16 protein-coding genes are annotated in these 20,055 nt (G+C 70.3%); 12 read left to right on the forward strand and 4 right to left on the reverse strand.

Annotation, left to right across the window (positions count from 1 at the left end; all coding sequences use genetic code 11):
• Positions 1-107 precede the first annotated feature (107 nt).
• Positions 108-1,037, forward strand: coding sequence for an arginase family protein (locus CACI_RS41015; protein ID WP_015796847.1), 930 nt, complete (start codon positions 108-110; stop codon positions 1,035-1,037).
• A 7-nt stretch (positions 1,038-1,044) separates the two neighbouring features.
• Here CACI_RS41015 and CACI_RS41020 read toward each other — a convergent pair whose 3' ends face one another.
• Positions 1,045-2,064 (reverse strand): GNAT family N-acetyltransferase, encoded by a 1,020-nt coding sequence (locus CACI_RS41020; protein ID WP_015796848.1) that lies wholly within the window; start codon positions 2,062-2,064, stop codon positions 1,045-1,047.
• Between the two features lie 7 nt (positions 2,065-2,071).
• Positions 2,072-2,266: a hypothetical protein gene (locus CACI_RS41025; protein ID WP_015796849.1), complete on the reverse strand. Its 195-nt coding sequence runs from the start codon at positions 2,264-2,266 to the stop codon at positions 2,072-2,074.
• Between the two features lie 109 nt (positions 2,267-2,375).
• Here CACI_RS41025 and CACI_RS41030 point away from each other — a divergent pair, with 109 nt between their 5' ends.
• The 4 genes from CACI_RS41030 to CACI_RS41040 all read left to right on the forward strand — a co-directional run bounded on the left by CACI_RS41030 (position 2,376) and on the right by CACI_RS41040 (position 8,905).
• The gene (locus CACI_RS41030; protein WP_015796850.1) at positions 2,376-3,374 is read left to right on the forward strand and encodes an aldo/keto reductase; all 999 of its coding nucleotides are present in this window, start codon (positions 2,376-2,378) and stop codon (positions 3,372-3,374) included.
• A gap of 286 nt (positions 3,375-3,660) precedes the next feature.
• Positions 3,661-3,834 carry a hypothetical protein gene (locus tag CACI_RS51805; RefSeq protein ID WP_015796851.1) on the forward strand — a complete coding sequence of 58 codons (174 nt, stop codon included), beginning with the start codon at positions 3,661-3,663 and terminating at the stop codon, positions 3,832-3,834.
• A 34-nt stretch (positions 3,835-3,868) separates the two neighbouring features.
• On the forward strand, positions 3,869-7,105 hold the full coding sequence (locus CACI_RS53985; protein WP_041543775.1) for a helix-turn-helix transcriptional regulator: 3,237 nt from the start codon (positions 3,869-3,871) through the stop codon (positions 7,103-7,105).
• Positions 7,106-7,333: 228 nt separating this feature from the next.
• Positions 7,334-8,905 carry an ATP-binding SpoIIE family protein phosphatase gene (locus tag CACI_RS41040; protein WP_049871885.1) on the forward strand — a complete coding sequence of 524 codons (1,572 nt, stop codon included), beginning with the start codon at positions 7,334-7,336 and terminating at the stop codon, positions 8,903-8,905.
• Between the two features lie 27 nt (positions 8,906-8,932).
• Here the strand turns inward: CACI_RS41040 and CACI_RS41045 are convergent, their stop codons facing one another.
• Positions 8,933-9,256, reverse strand: coding sequence for a helix-turn-helix domain-containing protein (locus tag CACI_RS41045; RefSeq protein ID WP_015796854.1), 324 nt, complete (start codon positions 9,254-9,256; stop codon positions 8,933-8,935).
• Between the two features lie 541 nt (positions 9,257-9,797).
• Here CACI_RS41045 and CACI_RS41050 point away from each other — a divergent pair.
• The 7 genes from CACI_RS41050 to CACI_RS41080 all read left to right on the forward strand — a co-directional run bounded on the left by CACI_RS41050 (position 9,798) and on the right by CACI_RS41080 (position 17,882).
• Positions 9,798-10,331, forward strand: a complete 534-nt coding sequence (locus tag CACI_RS41050; protein WP_041543780.1) for an RNA polymerase sigma factor — start codon at positions 9,798-9,800, stop codon at positions 10,329-10,331.
• A gap of 158 nt (positions 10,332-10,489) precedes the next feature.
• Positions 10,490-12,175 (forward strand): ABC transporter substrate-binding protein, encoded by a 1,686-nt coding sequence (locus CACI_RS41055; RefSeq protein ID WP_015796856.1) that lies wholly within the window; start codon positions 10,490-10,492, stop codon positions 12,173-12,175.
• A gap of 15 nt (positions 12,176-12,190) precedes the next feature.
• Complete coding sequence (locus CACI_RS41060; protein ID WP_015796857.1) at positions 12,191-14,149, forward strand: branched-chain amino acid ABC transporter permease; 1,959 nt, start codon at positions 12,191-12,193, stop codon at positions 14,147-14,149.
• Positions 14,146-14,979 carry an ABC transporter ATP-binding protein gene (locus CACI_RS41065; protein WP_015796858.1) on the forward strand — a complete coding sequence of 278 codons (834 nt, stop codon included), beginning with the start codon at positions 14,146-14,148 and terminating at the stop codon, positions 14,977-14,979. The genes CACI_RS41060 and CACI_RS41065 overlap by 4 nt, the downstream gene beginning before the upstream one ends.
• Complete coding sequence (locus tag CACI_RS41070; RefSeq protein WP_015796859.1) at positions 14,979-15,689, forward strand: ABC transporter ATP-binding protein; 711 nt, start codon at positions 14,979-14,981, stop codon at positions 15,687-15,689. The genes CACI_RS41065 and CACI_RS41070 overlap by 1 nt, the downstream gene beginning before the upstream one ends.
• The gene (locus CACI_RS51810; protein WP_190276690.1) at positions 15,686-17,452 is read left to right on the forward strand and encodes a choice-of-anchor P family protein; all 1,767 of its coding nucleotides are present in this window, start codon (positions 15,686-15,688) and stop codon (positions 17,450-17,452) included. The genes CACI_RS41070 and CACI_RS51810 overlap by 4 nt, the downstream gene beginning before the upstream one ends.
• 37 nt (positions 17,453-17,489) lie before the next feature.
• A complete protein-coding gene (locus CACI_RS41080) occupies positions 17,490-17,882 on the forward strand; it encodes a hypothetical protein (RefSeq protein ID WP_015796861.1) in 393 nt (130 codons plus the stop codon).
• 434 nt (positions 17,883-18,316) lie between these two features.
• On the opposite strand, the gene CACI_RS41085 is transcribed toward CACI_RS41080, so the two are convergent.
• Positions 18,317-20,047, reverse strand: a complete 1,731-nt coding sequence (locus tag CACI_RS41085) for an ABC transporter family substrate-binding protein (RefSeq protein WP_015796862.1) — start codon at positions 20,045-20,047, stop codon at positions 18,317-18,319.
• Between the last annotated feature and the right edge of the window lie 8 nt (positions 20,048-20,055).

Below are 20,055 nucleotides of genomic sequence, written 5' to 3' on the forward strand. Positions count from 1 at the left end.
AGTCGGCTGCGGAGACACCGGAGCAGATCTGGACCGGCAGGGCTCCGAAGCCGGTGTCAGGGCCGGACGTGGACTTCTAGAACAGGAACCGGATCGGTAAGCGAACTGTGATCGCGCTGCTGGCTGCCCCGACCAACCTCGGGCTCCGTCCCCCGCACCCGTCGAGCGTCCCCGGTACCGCCAAGGCGCCGGAAGCCTTCCGCGAGACGGGATTGTTCGCGCGGTTCACCGACGCGGGCGCCCGCGACGCAGGCGTGGTCCTTCCCGGCCGCTACGCCGACGACGCGACACCGGGACGCCTGCGGAATCAGGACGCGATCGTCGAGCACGCACGGCGGCTGGCGCGGCGCGTCGCCGAGATCCGGGCGGCCGGCGACGTCCCCTTGGTCTTCGGCGGCGATTGCAGCCTGGTGGTGGGAGTAGGGCTCGCGCTGCGCCCAGCCGGCCGGTTCGCCCTGGTGCATCTGGACGGACACACGGATTTCCGCAACCCCGGCAACTCCGACGCCTGCGCGGCGCTGGCCGGCGAGGATCTGGCCGCGGCCATCGGACGCCACTGGCCGGCGATCGCGGACGTCGACGGGCTCGGACCGTACTTCGACCCGGCGGACACCGTGCACGCCGGATGCCGGGACGACGACCAGGAACTCGCCGAAGTCGAAGAGGCGATCAGCCTCACGATCCCCGCCTCGGCGATCATCCGCGACGGCGCCGCGGCCACCGCCGACCGCGTCCGCGAGCGTGTCGAGCGCGCAGATCTCGACGGCTACTGGCTGCACCTCGACGTCGACATCCTCGACGCAACCGTGATGCCCGCCGTCGACAGCCCCGACCCCGGCGGCCTGCTCCCGGATCAGCTGACCGAGCTGCTCGCCGCCCTAGCCCCCGGCGCGGCCGGCGCGCACGTCGCCGTCTTCGACCCCGACCTCGACCCGGACGGCCGCCACGCGCGGCTGCTCACGGACATCGTGACCGACGGTCTCGGACAGCTCGGCACAGAGCTGAAGCCGGCCGCGGCACACAACGCAGAACGCTGACAGTCGCTCAGGAATCCGTCGCGAGCGCCGCCTCGATCTCCGCGAGATCCGCCTCGATGTAGACGTCCTCGGACTCGTCCTGGAAACCGAGCGCACGGTTGATGGCGGCCATGTGGACCAGATCAGCGGTGTCAGTCTTCACCCGCTCCAGCCCGGGACGCTCGGCGATCGCCCGAAGCTGCGCCGCCTTCATCGCCAAGCCCAGTCCGCGGCCGCGGTGCTCCCGGCGCACCGAGGTGTCGAGCTGTTCGACCACCTCGGGGCGGGTGGCGGAGACCGCGATCTGCGTGAGCCCCGCGACCTCGCCGCTCGCCTCGTCGACCGCGGCGACCACCCGGGCGGCGTTCCCGGTCGCCGCGAGCCGCTCCTCGGTCTCGCGGACCCGTTCGGGGGTCCAGCGCGGTTGGCTCCACTGCAGGTCGCCGGACACCGCGTCGTCCATGGCCTGGAGTGCCACGGCGTAGGAGGCCACAAGCCGGTCGGGGGTGCGGTCTGTCCAGTCTTCGAAGCGGTAGCCGTCGGGGACCGGACGGTCCCACAACGACTGGTCCGCATCGCCCAAACGCAGCACCTGCCGCACATAGCGCAGCGTCGGCTTCATCCCCACGGACGCGCCCCACAGTTCGCCCGGACCATGGGATGTCGTCGAGCCGATCACATGATCGCGCTCCGCGACGCGGATCATCGGAGTCAGGGCACGGAGGAAGTCGCTCGCGATACCGCGGCGGCGCAGATCGGGACGCACCCGGATCTCCACGAGAACGGTCTGCCGGTTCTCCGGCGACAGCGCGAGATTCAGCCAGCAGGAGGCTGTCAGCCGCTCCGCCCCGCCGCTGGCCTCACTGCCCAGCCACAGCGACACGTCATAGCCGAATGACTGCCGATTCTTGAGGAAATCGGCCAACGCGGTCGCCGAACGCGACGACCATCCGGGGCGGTCCGCCGCGTCCATCGACGCCAGGAACCGTGCCACCTCGTCGAACTCTGCATCAGAGGCCTGATCGTGGTCGAACCGAGTGAACTCCATCCCTCCCTTATAGCGGGAAGTCCAGTAATCGCGCCGCCGTGGCCTCGCTCCGGCAGGGCCACACGTCCCCGCACGTGCAGAACTCCGGACCGGCCTCGCCGTCCATGCCCCGCACCTCGACCTTGTGGTGCACCGCGAACAGCACGCCGACCCAGTTGCGGTAATCCGAGGCGACGTGATCGTCAAGACTTGCGACACTCATGGATGTCCTCCAGTCTCCGCGCCGTCCGGCGACTCCGTCTTCCAGACACGGTGTCCAACGACGCCGGGCGGTGCGGGTGACGGGTGAATTCTGTGATGGGAGCTGCTGCATGAAGTACCGCATCCTTGGGAGTGACGGTCCGCGGGTTTCCGCGTTGGGACTCGGCTGCATGGGCATGTCTGACTTCTACAGCGTCACCCCCGAGTCCGAAGCAGAGTCGATCTCGGTGCTGCACCGGGCGATCGACGATCTCGGGGTGACGCTATTGGACACCGCCGACATGTACGGCAAGGGCGCCAACGAGCAGCTGGTCGGGCGCGCCCTGCGGGGCGGTCGGCGGGACAAGGTGGTGCTCGCGACCAAGTTCGGCATCCGCCGCGACCCGGAGACCGACGAGCGCTCCATCCGCAACGACCCCGAATACGTCCGCACCGCCGTCGACGCCTCGCTGAGCCGCCTCGGCGTGGACCACATCGACCTCTACTACATGCACCGCCGCAACCCCGACGTGCCGGTCGAGGAGTCGGTCGGGGCGATGGCCGAGCTGGTCCAGGCGGGCAAGGTGCGCTACCTGGGACTGTCCGAGGTCAATGCCGAGACGCTGCGCGCCGCGCACGCCGTCCACCCGATCACTGCGCTGCAAAGCGAATACTCGTTGTTCACCCGCGACATCGAGGCGCAGGTGGTCCCGGCCGCGCGCGAACTCGGCGTCGGGATCGTGCCCTACTCCCCGGTCGGCCGCGGCTTGCTGACCGGCGCCATCACCTCGGTCGAAGGACTGGCCGCGGACGACTTCCGCCGCGGCAACCCGCGCTTCGCCGACGGCAACCTGGAGGCGAATCTGAAGCTGGTCGCCGAGCTGCGCGCGGTCGCCGACGAGAGCGGGCACAGCCCGGTCCAGTTGGCGCTCGCGTGGCTGCTGGCCCAGGGACCGGACATCGTCCCGATCCCCGGCACCAAGCGGATCAAGTACCTGGAGGAGAACTCGGCGGCGGCGGACATCGAGCTGAGCGCCGAGCAACTGGCCCGGATCGAGGCGGCGGTACCGCACGGAGCGGCTTCCGGGGAGCGTTATGCACCGGATTCGGCACGCCGGACGGAGCGCTGACGGCTCGCTGAGGGCTTAGGGACCGAATGCTGGGACCTCACGGAGCGCTAAGCCGCATCGGCCCAGTCCAGGGCACCGAACGGCGCGCTCCGTGAGGTCCCGATAAGCCTTCGACAAACGCTCCCGGCTATGCAGTAAGGCCCTCTGAGGTACCTCACGGCCATACCTAAGGTAGCTCACCCCCCGACTACTGGCCTGTTGCCTCATGTGTAGGGGGCACCTCTGGCCGGAGACTAGTACACGTCACCAGAAGTGGCACTCGTCGAGAGGCTGGGGAACCAGAACCATGAACAACACCGTCTTCACTCTGGAGATCGCGAACGCCCGCCGCGCCGAGCTGATCGAGCAGGCGCGCCGGCACGGTCTCGCCAAGCGGGCGCGCCGGGCGCAGGACATATGCCCGGAGAAGGTACATACCGTGCACGTAGGGTCACGTTCCGGTGAAAGGTCGATGACCTGACCGGGACCCCTGTGCGATGCTCGACCATGTGTCGATGCGCCAGGTGAGCCCCGTCTTCGTCGGCCGCGGGCCGGAGCTGTCCAAGCTCCGCTCGCTGCTGGCCAGCGCTTCTCGGGGCGAGCCCGCGGTGGTGGTCGTCGGCGGGGACGCCGGGATCGGGAAGTCGCGGCTGATCGAGGAGTTCGTCCGGCCGCTGCTCGACCTGGATCCCGCGAACCTCGTCAACCTGGCGGCCGGCAACGCCACCGCGTCAGGCGCCGGAAGAAGCGATAGAGCAGATAGAGCAGATAGAGTCGACAGCGCCGACGAATCGGGCGCGATTCCCGTCACGGACGTGCGCGTCCTGATCGGCGGCTGCGCGGAACTCGGCGACGAAGGGGTGGCCTATGCCCCCTTCGTCGCCGCGCTGCGCCAGCTGCTGCGCGACCTGCCCGGCGCGTTCGGGGACGGCGACGGCGTGCGCCGGCGCGAGCTGGCCTGGCTGCTGCCGGAACTGGCCGAAGGGCTGTCCGGCGACGACTCCCCGCGCGGCGGCATGATGCGTCCGGCGGGCATGGAGCACCACAGCGACGCCCTCCCGGCCGTGACGCGCGCCGGTGAGCAATCCGTCCGCGGGCACCTGTTCGACGCCGTCCTGGGCCTGCTGGAGGACCTCGGCTCGGACGAGACGCTCCTGCTGGTCCTGGAAGACCTGCACTGGGCCGACCGCTCCACGCGCGACCTGCTGGGCTTCCTGTCCCGCTCGCTGCGCGACTCGCGTGTCCTGGTCGTCGGCACGTACCGCACCGACGACCTGCACCGCGGCCATCCGCTGCGACCGTTTTTGGCCGAGCTGGACCGGATCCGGGGCGTGCGGCGCATCGACCTCGGCCCGCTGACCACCGGCGAGACCGCCGAGCAGCTGGCCGCGATCTACGGCCGGACCGGCCGCGACCTGCCGCCGGGCTTCGCCGAGGAGGTGTTCGCGCGCGCCGAGGGGAACCCGTTCTTCACCGAGGAGCTGGCGTGCGCGGCGGACGGCTCGAGCCTGATGCCCTCCGACGTCGGCGGTTTCGCGCTCTCCGATACGCTGCGCGACCTGCTCTTGATCAAGGTGGAGCAGCTTCCCGAGCCCACGCAGCGGATGCTGCGCCTGCTCTCGGCCGCGCTGCCGCCGGTGGACCACCGTTTCCTGCTGCTGGTCACCGGCGCCACCGACGACGAGCTGAACGAGCAGATCCGGCCGGCGTTCCAGGCGCACATCCTGATCCCCGGCGAGGGCCCGACCAGCTATCGCTTCCGGCACGCGCTGCTGCGCGAAGCTGTGCACAACGAGCTTCTGCCGGGCGAGCACTCGGCTTTGCACCGCAAGTACGCCGAACTCCTGGAAGCCGAGCCGTCGCTGGTCGCCGCGGAAGCCCGCGAGGTCGAGCTGGCGCACCACTGGTACTCGGCGCGCGACTATCCCCGCGCCTACGACGCCGCGTTACGCGCCGCCGAGGCTGCCGACGCGCGCTACGCGTACGTCGAAGAACACCAGATGCTGGAGCGCGCGCTGGACCTGTGGGACCAGGTGCCCGAAACCGGCCTGGAGTACGCCCGGCTGCTCTACAAGACCGCCTGCGCCGCGCATCTGGCCGGCGACCCGCATCGTGCGTTGTCCTTGACCGACAAGGCACTCAAGCGCGTCGATCCCGACCAGGACCCCGAGCTGGCCGCGCTGCTGCACCACCTGCGCAGCCGGGACCACCACATCCTGGGACGCGGCGACGGGATGGCCGACATCTGGGCCGCGCTGGATCTGGTGGACGGCGAGCAGTGCCCACAGGTGCGCGTGCAGATCACGAACAGCGCCTCGTTCATCAAGATGCTGACATCCGACGACATCGACGCCGCGCTGCGCTTCGCCGAGGAGACCGCGCTGCTGGCCGACAAGATCGACTCGGACCTGTACCGGATCGCGGCGGCCATCACCAAGGGCACGGTGCTCGCCGGACAGGTCTCGCTCGGCACGCACGAGGAGGGCCTGGCGATCCTGCGGCAGGCCATCATCGACGGCCTGGGCTATGGCGACCCGGGCATCATCGGGCGCGGCTACATCAACCTGTGCAGCGCGCTGGAGACCCTGGACCGGCATCAGGAAGCGGTGCAGGTGGCGCGCGCCGGACTGGCCGAGCTCAAGCGGCGCGGCGTCCGGCTGCGGGTGGCCGAGAGCATGCTGTGGCTGAACATGGCCGAGTCGCTGATCGCGCTCGGTGACTGGGAGGGCGCCGACGCCGCGCTGACCTCCAGCCTGGACCTGGACCCGCCGGGCATCCACGGCGCCACCACCCACGAGTACCTCGCCGACCTGGCGCTGCTCGGCGGCGACGCCGAGCACGCGCGCGGCGAGGCGGCGCTGGGCGCGCGCATCCCGAGCCGCACCTTCGAGCACCAATACGCGCTGCCGGGTATCCGCCGCGAGATCGAGAAGGCGGTCTGGCTGACCCGCTCGATCAGCGACGCGCGCACGGCGTTCCAGGTGTTCCTGGACAAGCCGCAGTTCCTCGGCGACGAGCGCTACGCCTGGCGCGTGCTGACCGCGATGGCGATGGCCGAGGCGGACCACGCAGAGCTTCGTCGGTCTGCACAGCCCACGCGCGCCGCGGCCCGTTCCGGCACGTCGGCGGTCGACGCCGCCGGGTCGGCGATGGTGGCGGCGCTCGCCGAACGCGCCGGCCGACTTCCGGCGCTGACGCCGAGCCAGGCCGCGGCCGCCGCGCAGGTGGCGGCGGAGCTGGCGCGCTGGCGGGGCGTCGCCGGCGCGGCGGAGTGGGCGACGGCGAGCGAGTTGGCGGCGCGCGAAGGCGTGCACGCGCATCAGGCCGCGTACATCAACTTCCGCGCTTCGGAGGCCAGCGCCGCCAACGGCGACCGCGACCACGCGGCCGAACTGCTGCGCCGCGCGGTGAAGGCGATCGCCACGCTCCCGGCCGGACCGCTGTGCCTGGAGGTGCAGGCGCTGGCGCGCCGCGCGCGGCTGGACATCAGCGACTGCATGCCGGAGGCTCCGGTACCCGGCGGCGGCCGGGGCGCGGACTCGGGCTCGCCGTTGGGACTGACGGCGCGCGAGTTGGAGGTGCTGGCGCTGGTCGCGCAGGGCTTGTCCAACCGGCAGATCGGCGAGCGGCTGTTCATCTCGACCAAGACCGCGAGCGTGCACGTCTCCAACATCCTGGCCAAACTGGGAGTTTCCGGACGCGGCGAGGCCGCCGCCGTGGCGCACCGGCTGCGGGTGTTCGAGGAGGCATAAGGTACGCCGCGCTTCATTGCGGTGCGTCCTGGATATTCGTTCCCTGACTCTCGACGGACACGGACGGTCACCATGTGCGATCGCCCGTGAACCCTCTGCGATCCCTCATTCGGATGGATCGCCCCGCGCCGTTCCCGTGACGCGCCCCGACAGAGGTCCACACTGATGGTTCGCGCGAGGTACCGTCGCTGCGCCGTCCGTCGAAAGGCCGCCATGAAGTCACCGGTCATGCCCGCGATCGAGGAGCTGCTTCACGCGGCGTTCGACGCCGCGCCGATGCCGGCGGTGCTCGCCGACGGTCCCGATCACCTGCTGCTGGCCGCCAACGACGCGTGCCTGGCCGATTTCGGCTCGGTGGCGCTGCGGCTGCCGGTCGGCGACGCGCTGCCGGAGCTGGCCGGCACCGGTCTGCCCGCGGCGATGGACCAGGCTTACGACACCGGACGCGCGGTGCTGCTTCAGGACCGCATGGTCCGGCGGCGCGGCGGGGACCGGTACTACACGCTGGTGTGCGTGCCGGCCAGCGGCGGCGTCGCGGTGTTCTGCCGTGACGAGACCGAGCGGGTGCGGCGCGAGCAGGCGCTGCTGGAGGAGGAGACCCGCAACCGGAACATGGCGGTGATGCTGCAGCGCTCGCTGCTGCCGCAGCGGATCATCCAGCCCGACGAGATCCGGCTCGCGGCGTGCTACCTGCCGGCGCTGGTGCGCTACGAGGACGCCTCGCTCGACGCCGAGCCGGTCCTGGAGGTCGGCGGCGACTGGTACGACGCGATCCCGCTGGGCGCCGGCCGCACCGCGCTGGTGGTCGGCGGCGTCACGCCGGAGGCCGGCGGCGTCGGGGTGCGCGCGGCGGCGGTCATGGGCCGGCTTCGCGCGGCGGTGCGGGCGTACGCCTCGCAGAACCTGCCGCCCGGCGAGGTGATGTACCACCTGGACCGGCACGCGCTGGACTTCGACGGCGAGCGCACCGGCTCGCCGGTCGCGACGCTGGTGTACGCGGTGCACGACGCGGACAGCGGCTCGCTGACCTACGCGAACGCCGGGCACCTGCCGCCGCTGCTACGGCTGCCGGACGGCTACGTGGCGGTGCTGGAGGGCGCCTCAGGGCCCTCGCTCGGCAGCGGGGACTGGACGTGGCAGGAGGCTGCGGTGGCGGTGCCGCCGGGCTCGTATCTGGCGTTCTACACGCAGGGACTGCTGGAGCGCGGAACCGGCGACCTGCGCCGCGTGTTCGCCCGCGCGCCCGAGGAGGAGCCGCCCCGCCCCGGCGCGGGCCCGGTGGACCTGGTCCGCGACCACATCCTGGCCTCCATCGACCCGCTGTCGGTCTCCAGCGGCGGCCTGGACCCCTCCGGCGCGGTGCGCACGGACGACGTGGCACTGCTGGTCGCGCACGTCCCGGCATGGACCGGCGCCCACGCGGCCCTCTTCCGCTCGGCATCGGTGGAACTGGTCGGCGGCCCGGAGATCGCCGCCCACGCCCGCAGCTACACCGCCGGCGTCCTGACCACCTGGGGCGTCGCCGACGACCTGACCGACACCGCCGTCCTCGCCGTCAGCGAACTCGTCGCCAACGCCGTCACCCACGGCACCGCCCCGGTGGTCCTCCGCCTCCGCCGCACCGACCGCCGCCTGATCATCGACGTCGCCGACCAGTCCGACCACCTCCCCCGCCGCCGCCTGGCCCGCGAAACCGACGAAGACGGCCGCGGCATCAGCATCATCGCGGCAGTCGCCGCCGCCTGGGGCGCCCGCCCGCTGCCGGAAGGGAAGTCGGTGTGGTGCGAGTTCGAGTTCTGAGGGGGTGGGGCGGCGCTGACGGCTGGTTCAGTTGATGGCAGCGACGTCGCCGTCCTCGAAGTAGATGGCCTGGTGGAGCCGACCGCCCAGCGCGGTCGCATAGCGGGCCAGAACCTCCTGACCGGACACCTTGCCTTGCTCTATCTGCGAAATACGCCCCTTGGTGACACCCATGCGCTCAGCAACCTGCTGCTGGGTCATACCGCGAGCCCGACGGATCTCCGCCAGCCGGTAGCCGGTCATCTCGGCGAGAAGCCGGGCCCTGCCCGCAGCGACGGCTTCCTCGCCGCCGGCACGTTCGACGTGCTCGGCGCGGACATCGCTCCACTTCACGTACCCAGGCTTGGTCATCGTAGGTCGCTTTCCCTGCACGATCAGCAGTGCTCAGAGCCCTGATCCAGACTGGCATTCGTCGTGGGCGTAGATCTTTCACTCTCCGCCTACGCTCCGTGAATATAGCGCTCGCTAAACCCGCACAGCCGCAGTCCCCACCTAACGCGCTGTAGTCGCGGGCGTCCCTCGTGTCCCTCTTCCACCAGCCGCGTCGACTGGGGTCGCCACCGGCCCGTATATTGCAGTGCGGCCTCGGGTATCGGCTCAAGGTGGCCTGCCGTCCGAGGCGGGTCGAGCGATAGCATGGGGCCTCGGGTTGTCGGTCGCCGGCCTTCGCGCGCGGCGGGGGGACATCGATCTCAGGAGCTGACGGATGAGTGTGGCGGGCGCTGTCGCCTGGCCGGCGCGCACCATATGGTGGCCGCGTTGGCGTCGTGCGACCGTCGCGAGCGCTCCCGCGGGCGGAGTCGCCTCCGTGGTGGCGGCGCTGCGGGAGGCTCTGAACACCCCGACCGAGGATGCCGACGACCTGTCCGCGAGCGGGAACCATCCGCTGGCGATGATCGGCGGGAGCACGGCGCCGCGCGGGCATCGGGCGCTGCAGCCCGGCGACGGGCCGTCGCTGGCCGACCTCTACTACGCGCACCGGCTTTCCCTGGTGCGGCTGGCGATCCTGCTCGTGGACGACCAGATGTCCGCCGAGGACGTGGTGCAGGACTCCTTCACCGGTCTGTGGCGCCGCTACGGCGACGACCTCACCGGCATGGAGAACCCGCTCGGCTACCTGCGCACCGCCGTGGTGAACAACGCGCGCTCGGTGCTGCGCCGGCGCAAGACCGCGCGCGGCTACACCCCGCCGCACATTCCGGACGCCGCCAGCGCCGAGTCCGTGGCGCTGCTGTCGGAGGAGCACCGCGAGGTGCTGGAGGCGATGCAGAAGCTGCCGCCGCGCCAGCGCGAGGTCCTGGTTCTGCGGTATTGGTCCGACCTGTCGGAGGCGGACATCGCCGACGCGCTGGGCATCAGCCGGGGCACCGTGAAGTCGACGGCGAGCCGCGGTCTGGAAGCGCTCGGCAAGATCCTCAAGGGCTGAGAAGCCCCGGCACGTTCACTCTCTGGGGTGAATCAGTATCACGGTTTGCCAATTTCTGCTGGGCAACTCTCGCCGCGCTATTGAGTTCTCTGTTGAATTAGAGGACTCTGCCTTGCTACACCCAACGTTTCTGACGACCCGTCAGGTGGTAGCACTCGATGACCTCCGCGCGCTCCCCGCGATTCCGTGACCGCCATAGCCGCTCCCATAGCCGCCGCCCCCATCTCCACCCCCGCCTCCGCTCCAGTCCCCGTCCCCTAGCCGCCGCGATCACCATCGCGACCCTGTCGCTGTCCCTCGGCGCGTGCGGCGCACGCCTGTCCGCCGACCAGAAAGCCGCGGCCATCGCCTACGGCCAAGGCAACGCCCACGGCGACGGCTCGCAAAGCGCTGACGGCTCCCAGAGCTCCGGCGCCAACGGCACCACCGGCGGAACGACCGGCGGCACCACCGGAGGGACAACCGGGGGCAGCTCCGGCGGCAGCGTGTCCGGCGGGACCACCGGCGGATCCTCCGGCGGCGCGGTCGGCGGCACCAGCAGCGGCGGCGGAACCTCCGGCGGCACCACCGGAGGAAAGAGCACAGGCGGAACAACCGGCGGCAAGACGTCTGGCGGCACCACCGGTGGCACGGGAGGCGGGAGCGGCGGCGGCTCAGGAGGGTCCGGCGGTCCGGGCTCCGACTCCTGCGTCGGCACCGCCACCGGCTCCAGCGCCACCGGCGTGACGGCGAACAGCATCAGCCTCGGCAACGCCAGCGACCTGTCCGGCCCGATCGGCGGCCTGTTCAGCTCGGCGCCGCAAGCCGTCCAGGCCTACGTGGCCTACTTCAACGCCACGCACCCGACCGGCATCTGCGGCCGCAAGCTCACCGTCCACTCCTACGACTCGCAGACCTCCGACGCCGGCGACAACCAGCAGACGCTGACCGCCTGCCAGTCCGATTTCGCCCTGGTCGGCTCGGTCTCCGCCTTCGACTCCGGCGGCGCGGCGTCCGACGCCAGCTGCGGTATCCCGGACCTGCAAGCCGTGAGCACCACCCGAGCGCGGCAGACCTGCGCGGTCTGTTTCGGCACGGATTCGCAACAGCTGCCGCTGGTCCCGCAGGTGCAACCGGACTTCTGGAAAAAGCAGTTCCCGGGTGCGAGCGCCAAGGCGGCGTTCCTCTACGTCGACACCGGAACCACTGCGCAACAAGCGAAATCCTGGGAGCAGGCCTATGCCAAGGACGGCTTCACCTGGGTCCTGAACCAGCCGATCGGCGTCTCGGAGTCGAACTACACGCCCTACGTCGTGAAGATGCAGCAGGCCGGCGTGCAGTACGTGCAGTTCCTCGGCGCGTATCAGGAGGCTTCGACCCTCGCGCAAGCCATGCAGCAGCAGGGTTTCACGCCGAAGGTCTTCGTCCTGGACCCGACCGGCTACGACCCGAACTACATCCAGCAGACCGGCGGGGCGGCGAAGAACACCTTCGTCTTCAGCAACGCGGCGATGTTCGAGGAAGCCGGTTCGAACCCTGAATTGCAGCTCTACACCAAGTGGCTGCACCAGGTCGCGCCGGGCGCGACCCCCACCTACTTCGGGATGTTCGCCTGGTCCTCGGCCGAGCTGTTCACCCGGCTGGCCAACCAGATCGGGCCGAACCTCACCCGCCCAGCGATGGTGAAGGCGCTGGCCGGCGTGCACAACTACACCGGCAACGGGATGTTCGCGCCGCAGGACGTCGGCGGCAAGAGCACCTCTCCGTGCGCACTGTTCATGCAGTACACCGGGTCGGCCTGGAAACGGGTCTCCCCGGGCTCGGGCTGGAGCTGCGGGAACCTCATCAACTCCGGCGTCAGCTGAGAGCGGCGCCGTGGGATGAATGTCTTCCTCACGTACACCGTCCTGGGCCTGGTCATCGGCGCCTCGTACGCGATCGCGGCGTCGGGCCTGGTCCTCACCTACGCCACCACGCGGATCTTCAACGTCGCGCACGGCGCCACCGCCATGGTCATGGCGTTCGTCTACTGGGAGCTGGCCGACAACCAGGGTCTGTCCACCTGGCTCTCGGTCCTGATCGTGGTCTTCGGGGTGGCGCCGCTGTTCGGGGCGCTGCTCGAGCGCTGGGTCATCCGCCGGGTCGCCGACGCCGGGGTCGGCGTCACGCTGGTCGTGACGTGCGCGGTGCTGGTCGGGCTGATCGGCGCCGCGGAGAAGATCTGGCCGCCCGGCGTGCACCAGGTGCAGCAGTTCTTCGCCGGGCACGGCGTCACCGTCGGCACGGTGCGGATCACCGGGAACGAGCTGCTGACCGTCGCGCTGGCCGTGGTCGTCGGCGCCGTGCTCTGGGCGTTCCTGACGTTCACCCGGCTCGGCGTGGCGATGCGCGCGGCGGTCGACGACAAGGAACTGCTGGCGCTGCACGGCGGACGGCCGAACCTGATGTCCTCGATCGCCTGGGCCATGGGCTCGGCGTTGGCGGCACTGGCTGGGATCCTGCTGGTCTCCTCCGAACCCAGCGAACTGAACTACATATCCCTGACGCTCCTGGTCGTGAACTCCTACGCCGCCGCGATGGCCGGTCGGCTGACCAGCCTGCCGCGGACGTTCGTCGGGGCGCTGGTGCTGGGACTACTGAACGCCTACGCGTCGGGATACCTATGGACCGGCCCGGGATGGACCGGCTTCCGCGAGGCGATTCCAGCCATCTTCTTGTTGCTCATGCTGTTGTTGATGCCGCAGGCGCAGTTGCGCGTCGGACGGCTGGCCGGCGTCGCGGGGGTGCGGACGCCGGAGATGCGCCGCGTCGCAGTCGCCTCGGCGCTGGTGCTGCTCGCGGTGGTCTTCGGCAACGCGGTGCTCAGCGAAGTGAACGTGAACCGGATGGCGCTGGGACTGTGCTTCGCGATCCTGGCGCTGTCGCTGGTTCCGTTGACCGGGTTCAGCGGATACGTGTCGCTGGCGCAGTTCAGCTTCTTCGGCGTCGGCGCGCTGACCGTGGCGAAGATGCATTCCTCGGCGCCGACCGCGGTGCTCGCCGGGGCGGTGCTCGCGGCGGTGGCCGGGATCCTGGTGGCGTTGCCGTCGTTGCGATTGCAGGGCTTGTACCTCGCGCTGTCGACGATCGCCTTCGCGCAGATCATGGACACGATGGTGTTCCAGAACCCCTCACTCGGCGGGTTCGGCGGGTCGCTGACGACCAAGCGCCTGGACATGTTCGGATACCGCTTCACCTCCGACAAGGCTTACGCGCTCTTGGCGGCGGCGGTTTTCTGCGTGCTCGGGGCAGCGGTGATCGTGTTGCGGAAGGGCCGCTATGGCAGGGTCCTGATCGCGTTGCGCGACTCCCCCGCCGCCTGCGCCACTTTGGGACTGAATCCGCGGACGGCGCGTGTCGCGGTGTTCGCGGGGTCGGCGGCTGTGGCCGGACTCGGCGGCGGGCTCTACGCGGGGTTGCAGAACCAGGTCGGGAGCACCAACTTCCAGTTCTTCAACAGCCTGCCGCTATTGCTGATCGTGGTGTGCGCGGGCGTGACGTCGGTGAGCGGCGCGCTGCTCGGCGGGATGCTGCTGATGGCGCTGAACAGCTATCCGAGCACGCAGGCGTACCTGTTCCTGATCCTGGCGGTCGCCGCGGTCGGACTCGGGAAGCAGCCGAACGGGATCACCGGATGGCTGTTCTCCTTGCGGGACAACCCATTGGGCGCGCGGCTCGGGCTCGGCTCGGCGGGGATCGCTCGCGGCATCGCCACCCGCTCGGCAGCGAGTCAGAGTTCTGCGAGCGGCGGAGCGGTGACGGTCGGGGCGAGCGGGGAGAACGCGGAGGTCGAGGCGTGACCCGGTTGGACGTGCGAGAGGTGACGGTGCGCTTCGGCGGCGTCACCGCGGTGGACAAGGCCACGATCTCCGCCGACGGCGGGCAGGTGACCGCGCTGATCGGGCCGAACGGCGCGGGCAAGACCACGTTGTTCAACGTGATCACCGGCCTGCAGAAACCCACCGGCGGCAAGGTCTTCCTCGACGGGGACGACATCACGCACACCCCCACGCACCGGCGCGCCCGGCACGGGATCGCGCGGACCTTCCAACGTCTGGAGGCGTTCGGGTCGCTGACCGTCGAGGAGAACATCCGGGTCGCGGCGGACGCCGTGCGGGCGAAGAACACCAAGCCGGCGCAGGTGACCCGGGGACTGATCCAGCGGATCGGGCTGGAGCGCTACGCCGGCGCCCGCGCCGACTCGGTGCCGACCGGCGTCGCGCGGCTGGTGGAACTGGCTCGGGCGCTGGCGATCGACCCGGAGCTGCTGCTGCTCGACGAGCCGTCCTCGGGGTTGTCGGAGGCGGAGACCGAGTCCTTCGGCGAGTTGCTGCGGGATCTGGCGGCGCAGGGCCGGGCGGTGCTGATCGTGGAGCACGACATGGGGCTCATCATGCGGGTCTCGGATGTCATCCATGTGCTGGACCGGGGGCGGCTGATCGCCTCGGGGACACCTGCCGAGGTGCAGGCGGATCCGTTGGTGCGGAAGGCTTATCTCGGCGAGGAGGACCCGGACGAGTCAGAGGAACCAGCTGAGACAGAGGAACCAACTGAGTCCGAGGAGCCTGCCGACAGCACGCTCGTCATGCCGGCCGCCGACGACGAGCCGGAATCAGGAGGCTGGTTCTGATGGCGCCGATCCTGGAGTTGCAGGACGTCCACGCGTCATACGGCCGGATCGAGGTGCTGCACGGCGTGGATCTGGCCGTGCCGCGCGGCGCGGTCGTGGCGCTGCTCGGGCCGAACGGCGCCGGGAAGACGACGCTGATGAAGGTGTGCTCGGGACGGTTGCGGGCCGCGTCGGGCCACGTCCATCTCGGCGGGTCGCACGTGAACGACGCCGCCCCCGATGCGCTGGCGCGGGCCGGGCTGTGCACCATTCCGGAGGGCCGCGGCATCTTCCCGAACCTGACGGTCGCGGAGAACCTGCGGCTGTCGGGACTGGCCGGGCGGGCGTCCGCGGCGGAGATCTACGAGACGGCGTTCACCCGGTTCCCGCGGCTGGCCGAGCGGTACGACCAGCTGGCCGGCTCGATGTCCGGCGGCGAGCAGCAGATGCTCGCCATGGCCCGGGCGCTGGTGACCGATCCGGCGGTGCTGCTGGTCGACGAGCTGTCGATGGGGCTGGCGCCGCTGATCGTGCGGCAGCTGTACGACGTGCTCGGGCAGATCGCCGAGCGGGGCGTGACGGTGGTCGCGGTGGAGCAGTTCGCTGACATGGCGTTGCGGGTCGCGGACTTCGCGGCGGTGATGACGCACGGCAGGATCGTGGCCTTCGACGAGCCGGAGGTCATCCGGCGGGATCTGGCCGCGTTGTATTTGGGAGGTGCGGCAGCGTGAGTACAGGGAGCACGAGGAGTTCAGGGCACTCCGGTAGGCAGCGTGTCCGGCGCGTCCGGCGTGTCCGTCGGGGCGGCGCGGCCGTCGCCGCAGTCGCGCTCGGGATGCTGGCGACGCCGGCGGTGTGGGCCGGTCCGGCGCCCGCGCCGCGTCCGGCGGACAGCGGGTCGGCGCCGGCGCTCGGCGGCTGGACGGTCTCGGCCTCGGCCGCGCCGGTCACCATGGAGATCTACGATCCGAAGATCCCGATCCCGGCGCAGCCCGGGCAGCCGAACCTGGAGTTCGACCTGTCCTTCACGCGGGCCAGCTACGGATCCGGGCCGACCGGCGCCGCGACGGCCAGCTGGATGTGGCCCGGGGACGCGATCGCGTTCGGGTTGGGGCAGCTGTTCAACAGCCCGAATGTGAAGTACCCGATCCTGACGAACGTGCAGTTCCCCGGCGCTACCCCGGACGCGACGATGCAGCCGATCCCGGGCTCGTACATGCAGTCCCACACCGATGCCAACGGGTCGACGTCAGTGTCGACGTTCGGGCTGCCGCTGCCCGGGACCGGGCCGTCGCTGCCGGGGTCGTCGCCGTCCGGCGCGCCGTCGTCGGCGCCGTCCTCCTCGGGCGGTCTGCTCGGCGGGCTGCTCGGGGGCGTGCTGCCCCAGCCGCAGCTGCCGGATCTGGGGACGCTCATCAAGTTCCTCACCGGGCAGTCGGCGCTGGTGGACGTGCAGGGCGAGCGGTCGCAGTCCTCGGCGACGGTGACCGGCGGGAAGGCGGTCGCCACCGCGGAGTCCGACGCCGGGAAGCTGCTGATCCTCGGCGGGCTGATCGAGTTCGACGGCTTGAAGGTCACCTCGCAGAGCACGTCGGACGGGGTCAAGGGCACGGCTGCCGGGAACGTCGACTACGGGTCGATGTCGGTGGCGGGCGTGCCGTTCGGGATCACCGCGAACGGGATCCAGTCGCCGTTCGGCATGATCGCGCTGCCGCAGCTGCCGGACGCGGTGAACCAGATCCTGGCGCCGCTCGGCATCTCGGTGGCGCTGCCGGCGGCCGGCGACGTGTCGAAGGACACCGCCGGCGAGATGTTCAGCCATGGTCTCCAGGTCACGATCGACACCGCGAAGCTGAAGGCGATGCTGCCGCTGACCCCGGTGCTGAGCCAGCTCTTCGCGCAGATCCCGCCGCAGCTTTTGCAGCAGCTGCCGCCGCAAGTGAGCCAGATCGTCGGCATCCTTCCGCAGCTGGCGCCGAAGATCGTGCTCACCGTCGGCTCGGCGAAGTCGAAGGCGAACGCCTCGCAGGCCATCGACCTCTCCGGCGGCACCACCGGCGGTCCCCCGACGCCGCCCAGCAGCGCGGCGGGCTCGGTGACCGGCGGCACCACAGGCGGCACCACGGGCGGCACGACCACCGGCGGCTCGGCCACGAGCGGCACGAGCGGCGGCACCAGCGGCAGCGGCGGCGGCAGCGTGGGCGGCGGAACCGGCGGCGTCACCGGAGGTACGACAGGCGGCGGCACGACCAGCGGCACGTCAGGCGGAGCCACCGGCAGCATGGCACCGAGCCCGCCGCTCCAGAACACGGCGGCGAAGGTGACCCCGGCGGCGTTCGGCGGCCTCCCCGGCCAGCTGATGCTCGGCGCGGCGGCGATCGCCTGCGTGGCCGCCTGGGGATTGCGGAAGTACAGCACGCTGCTGTTCGGCGGCGCGGGCTGCGAAGCCGGAGGCTCCACCGGAGTCCCGGACCTGCGGGAGTTCGAGGAATGACGGCCATAGCGGCACAGCGCGCTCAGGAGGGCGATCGATGAGCACTGCGAAGACCTGGGCAGGCCGCGCGATGAACGGCCAAGCCCGCACCGGCGCCGTCACGGCACGCCCCAAAACCCGCACCACCGAGTCCGAACGGCTGATGCAGCAAGGCCTCTCGCTCGCCGGCAGCCTGCTGATGCCCCTGGGCCTGCTGGCGATCGGCCTCGGCTGGTACGGAGCGGCCCACACGCCGTACTCCTTCGAGCAGGTGGCATACGTGGTCTCCGGCGGCATCGGCGGACTCGCGCTGACCACACTCGGCGGCTTCTTGTTCTTCGGCTCATGGCTGGCCCGCATCGCGCATCAGCAACGGCAGCAGACGGAACTGCTCGCAGGCGAGATCGCCCGGCTGGCCGACGCGATTCTGACGCTGGAGTCAGGCGACTGAGCGGCGCCGGTGGCCAGGCGGCTGAGCGGCGCCGGAGTCAGGCGGCTGAGCAGCACTGGTGGCCAGGTGGCTGAGCGGCGCTGGAGTCAGGCGACTGAGCAGCGCTGGTGGCCAGGCGACTGAGCGGCGCCGGAGTTGGGTGACTGAGCGGCGCCAGTGGCCAGGCGACTGAGTGGCACCGGAGTCAGGAGACTGAGCAGCGCTGGTGGCCAGGTGACTGAGCGCCGCTGGTGGTCGGGTGCGCACGCGCTTGCGTTGGCGGGCGGCGGCTGCGTTCGGCGGCTCAGTCGATGCAGCTCGGTTGGCTGCGCCGTCGTGCTCATCCAGCCGCCACCGCCCGAAAAACACCGCGGGCCCCGTCCCGAAGGACGGAGCCCGCAGCACTACCTACTCCAGCTACGCAGCTACACACCTACGCAGCTACTTCACTGGCGTCAGCTGGTGAAGCCGACCTTCGTCCAGTCGTAGTCCTGGAAGCCGAAGGAGCCGAAGTTGGCCAGGTTCGTCTTGGTGGCCCAGATCTGGGGGCGCTGGTAGAGCGGGATCAGGCTGGCCTGGTCGGTGGCGAGCTTGTCCGCGGCGTTGGCGTCGGCTATGGCCTGGGTGGGGTCGGTGTCCTCCAGGGCCTTGGTCAGGGCCTGGTCGATCGCCGGGTTGGAGTCCAGGCGGGGGTTGTTGTGGATGTTCTTGGGGTCGGTCACCGACTGGATCTGGGGGGCGCCGCTGCTGACCGGGAAGGGGTTGCCGGTGTAGGCGAAGGCGGTGATGTCGAAGTTGCCGGTGTTGATGTACTTGTCGAAGAAGTCGTCGCTGTTGACCGGGGTCTCCACCAGGCCGACGCCGATCTTGGCGAGGTCCGCCTTGACCATCTGGGCCTCGTTGGAGGTGGTCTTCACGCCCTGGGGCTCGATCCACTTCAGGTTGAGCTTCACGCCGCCCTTGGCGCGGATGCCGTCGCCGCCCTTGACCCAGCCGGCGGCGTCGAGGGCGGCGTTGGCGGCGGTCGGGTTGAAGGCGACGTCGGCGCCGTTGTCCTGGTAGCCGGTCTGGTTGTTCACGAAGAAGCGGTTGTTCAGGACCGTGGGCTTCCAGGTGCCGAGGTTCTTCAGGTCCACGTCGGCGATCTGCTGGCGGTCCAGCGCCTGGTAGATCGCCTTGCGGACGGCGTCGTCCTTCAGCGCCGGGCTCTGGGTGTTCATCGAGATGTGGCGCCAGTCCGGGCCGCCGGCGTAGTGCACGGTGCTGTCGGTGGTGTCCTTGATCTTCGCGTACAGCGCCGACTGCGGGCCGACCTCGAAGGCGTCGATCTCGTGGTTGTTGTAGGCGTCGGCCTGGGCCGAGGTGTCCTCGATCGCCCGGAAGACGATCTTGCTCAGGATCGGCTTGGCGCCCCACCAGTTCGGGTCGGCGATGACCGAGACGGTCTTGTTCGTCGGGTCCATGCCCTCGAGCTTGAACGGGCCGGCGGTGACCGGGATGGCGTTCATGTAGGACTTGTTCCAGCCGTCGGCCGTGGAGACCTTCGAGGCCGGGTACAGGCCGCCGCCGTCGAACTGGTCGAACATGGACTTCCAGTCCGAGAACGGCGTCTTGTAGGTCACCACGACGGTGAAGTCGTCGGCGCCGCGCACGACCGAGGCCATCTGGTCATAGCCGGTGGAGCTCGCGACGTCGAAGCCGGCCGCCGAGCCCTCCTCGCCCTTCCAGGTGGCGACGAAGTCCTTGTAGGTGATCGGGGTGCCGTCCGACCACTTCGCCTTCGGGTTCAGCTTGTAGGTGACCGTCTGCTTGCCCGCGACGGTGCTCTCGTCGGCGGAGACCAGGTAGTCCGCGTTCGGTGTGGCCTTGCCGGTGGCGTCGAAGTGGAACAGCTGCGGCATCATCGTGGACAGCACCTTCTGGGTGTCCTGCTCGTTGCCGTTGTTCGTCATGCCGTTCCACTGCGACGAGTACTGGTCGATCGCGAGGGTCAGGGTGCCGCCCTTGAGGGTCGAGGCGTCCTTGGCGTTGATGTCGTTGGCGGTCGCGACCGGGATCGACTTGCCGCCGCCGGAGGACGACCCGCCCGCGGACGAGCTCTTGCTGGAGGAACAGGCCGACGTCGCGAGGGCGGCCGTCGCCAGCACCGCGAGGATGGCCGGCGACTTCTTGGTGATGCTGGACATTGTCGTTT

The organism is Catenulispora acidiphila DSM 44928 (assembly GCF_000024025.1).
Lineage (GTDB): Bacteria > Actinomycetota > Actinomycetes > Streptomycetales > Catenulisporaceae > Catenulispora > Catenulispora acidiphila.

Excerpts from the sequence above, each read along its gene's own strand:
- CACI_RS41020 (WP_015796848.1), bottom strand. The coding sequence starts at position 2,064 with ATGGAGTTCACTCGGTTCGACCACGATCAGGCCTCTGATGCAGAGTTC.
- CACI_RS41025 (WP_015796849.1), bottom strand. The coding sequence starts at position 2,266 with ATGAGTGTCGCAAGTCTTGACGATCACGTCGCCTCGGATTACCGCAAC.
- CACI_RS41030 (WP_015796850.1), top strand. The coding sequence starts at position 2,376 with ATGAAGTACCGCATCCTTGGGAGTGACGGTCCGCGGGTTTCCGCGTTG.
- CACI_RS51805 (WP_015796851.1), top strand. The coding sequence starts at position 3,661 with ATGAACAACACCGTCTTCACTCTGGAGATCGCGAACGCCCGCCGCGCC.
- CACI_RS53985 (WP_041543775.1), top strand. The coding sequence starts at position 3,869 with ATGCGCCAGGTGAGCCCCGTCTTCGTCGGCCGCGGGCCGGAGCTGTCC.
- CACI_RS41040 (WP_049871885.1), top strand. The coding sequence starts at position 7,334 with ATGCCCGCGATCGAGGAGCTGCTTCACGCGGCGTTCGACGCCGCGCCG.
- CACI_RS41045 (WP_015796854.1), bottom strand. The coding sequence starts at position 9,256 with ATGACCAAGCCTGGGTACGTGAAGTGGAGCGATGTCCGCGCCGAGCAC.
- CACI_RS41050 (WP_041543780.1), top strand. The coding sequence starts at position 9,798 with ATGATCGGCGGGAGCACGGCGCCGCGCGGGCATCGGGCGCTGCAGCCC.
- CACI_RS41055 (WP_015796856.1), top strand. The coding sequence starts at position 10,490 with ATGACCTCCGCGCGCTCCCCGCGATTCCGTGACCGCCATAGCCGCTCC.
- CACI_RS41060 (WP_015796857.1), top strand. The coding sequence starts at position 12,191 with ATGAATGTCTTCCTCACGTACACCGTCCTGGGCCTGGTCATCGGCGCC.
- CACI_RS41070 (WP_015796859.1), top strand. The coding sequence starts at position 14,979 with ATGGCGCCGATCCTGGAGTTGCAGGACGTCCACGCGTCATACGGCCGG.
- CACI_RS41080 (WP_015796861.1), top strand. The coding sequence starts at position 17,490 with ATGAGCACTGCGAAGACCTGGGCAGGCCGCGCGATGAACGGCCAAGCC.
- CACI_RS41085 (WP_015796862.1), bottom strand. The coding sequence starts at position 20,047 with ATGTCCAGCATCACCAAGAAGTCGCCGGCCATCCTCGCGGTGCTGGCG.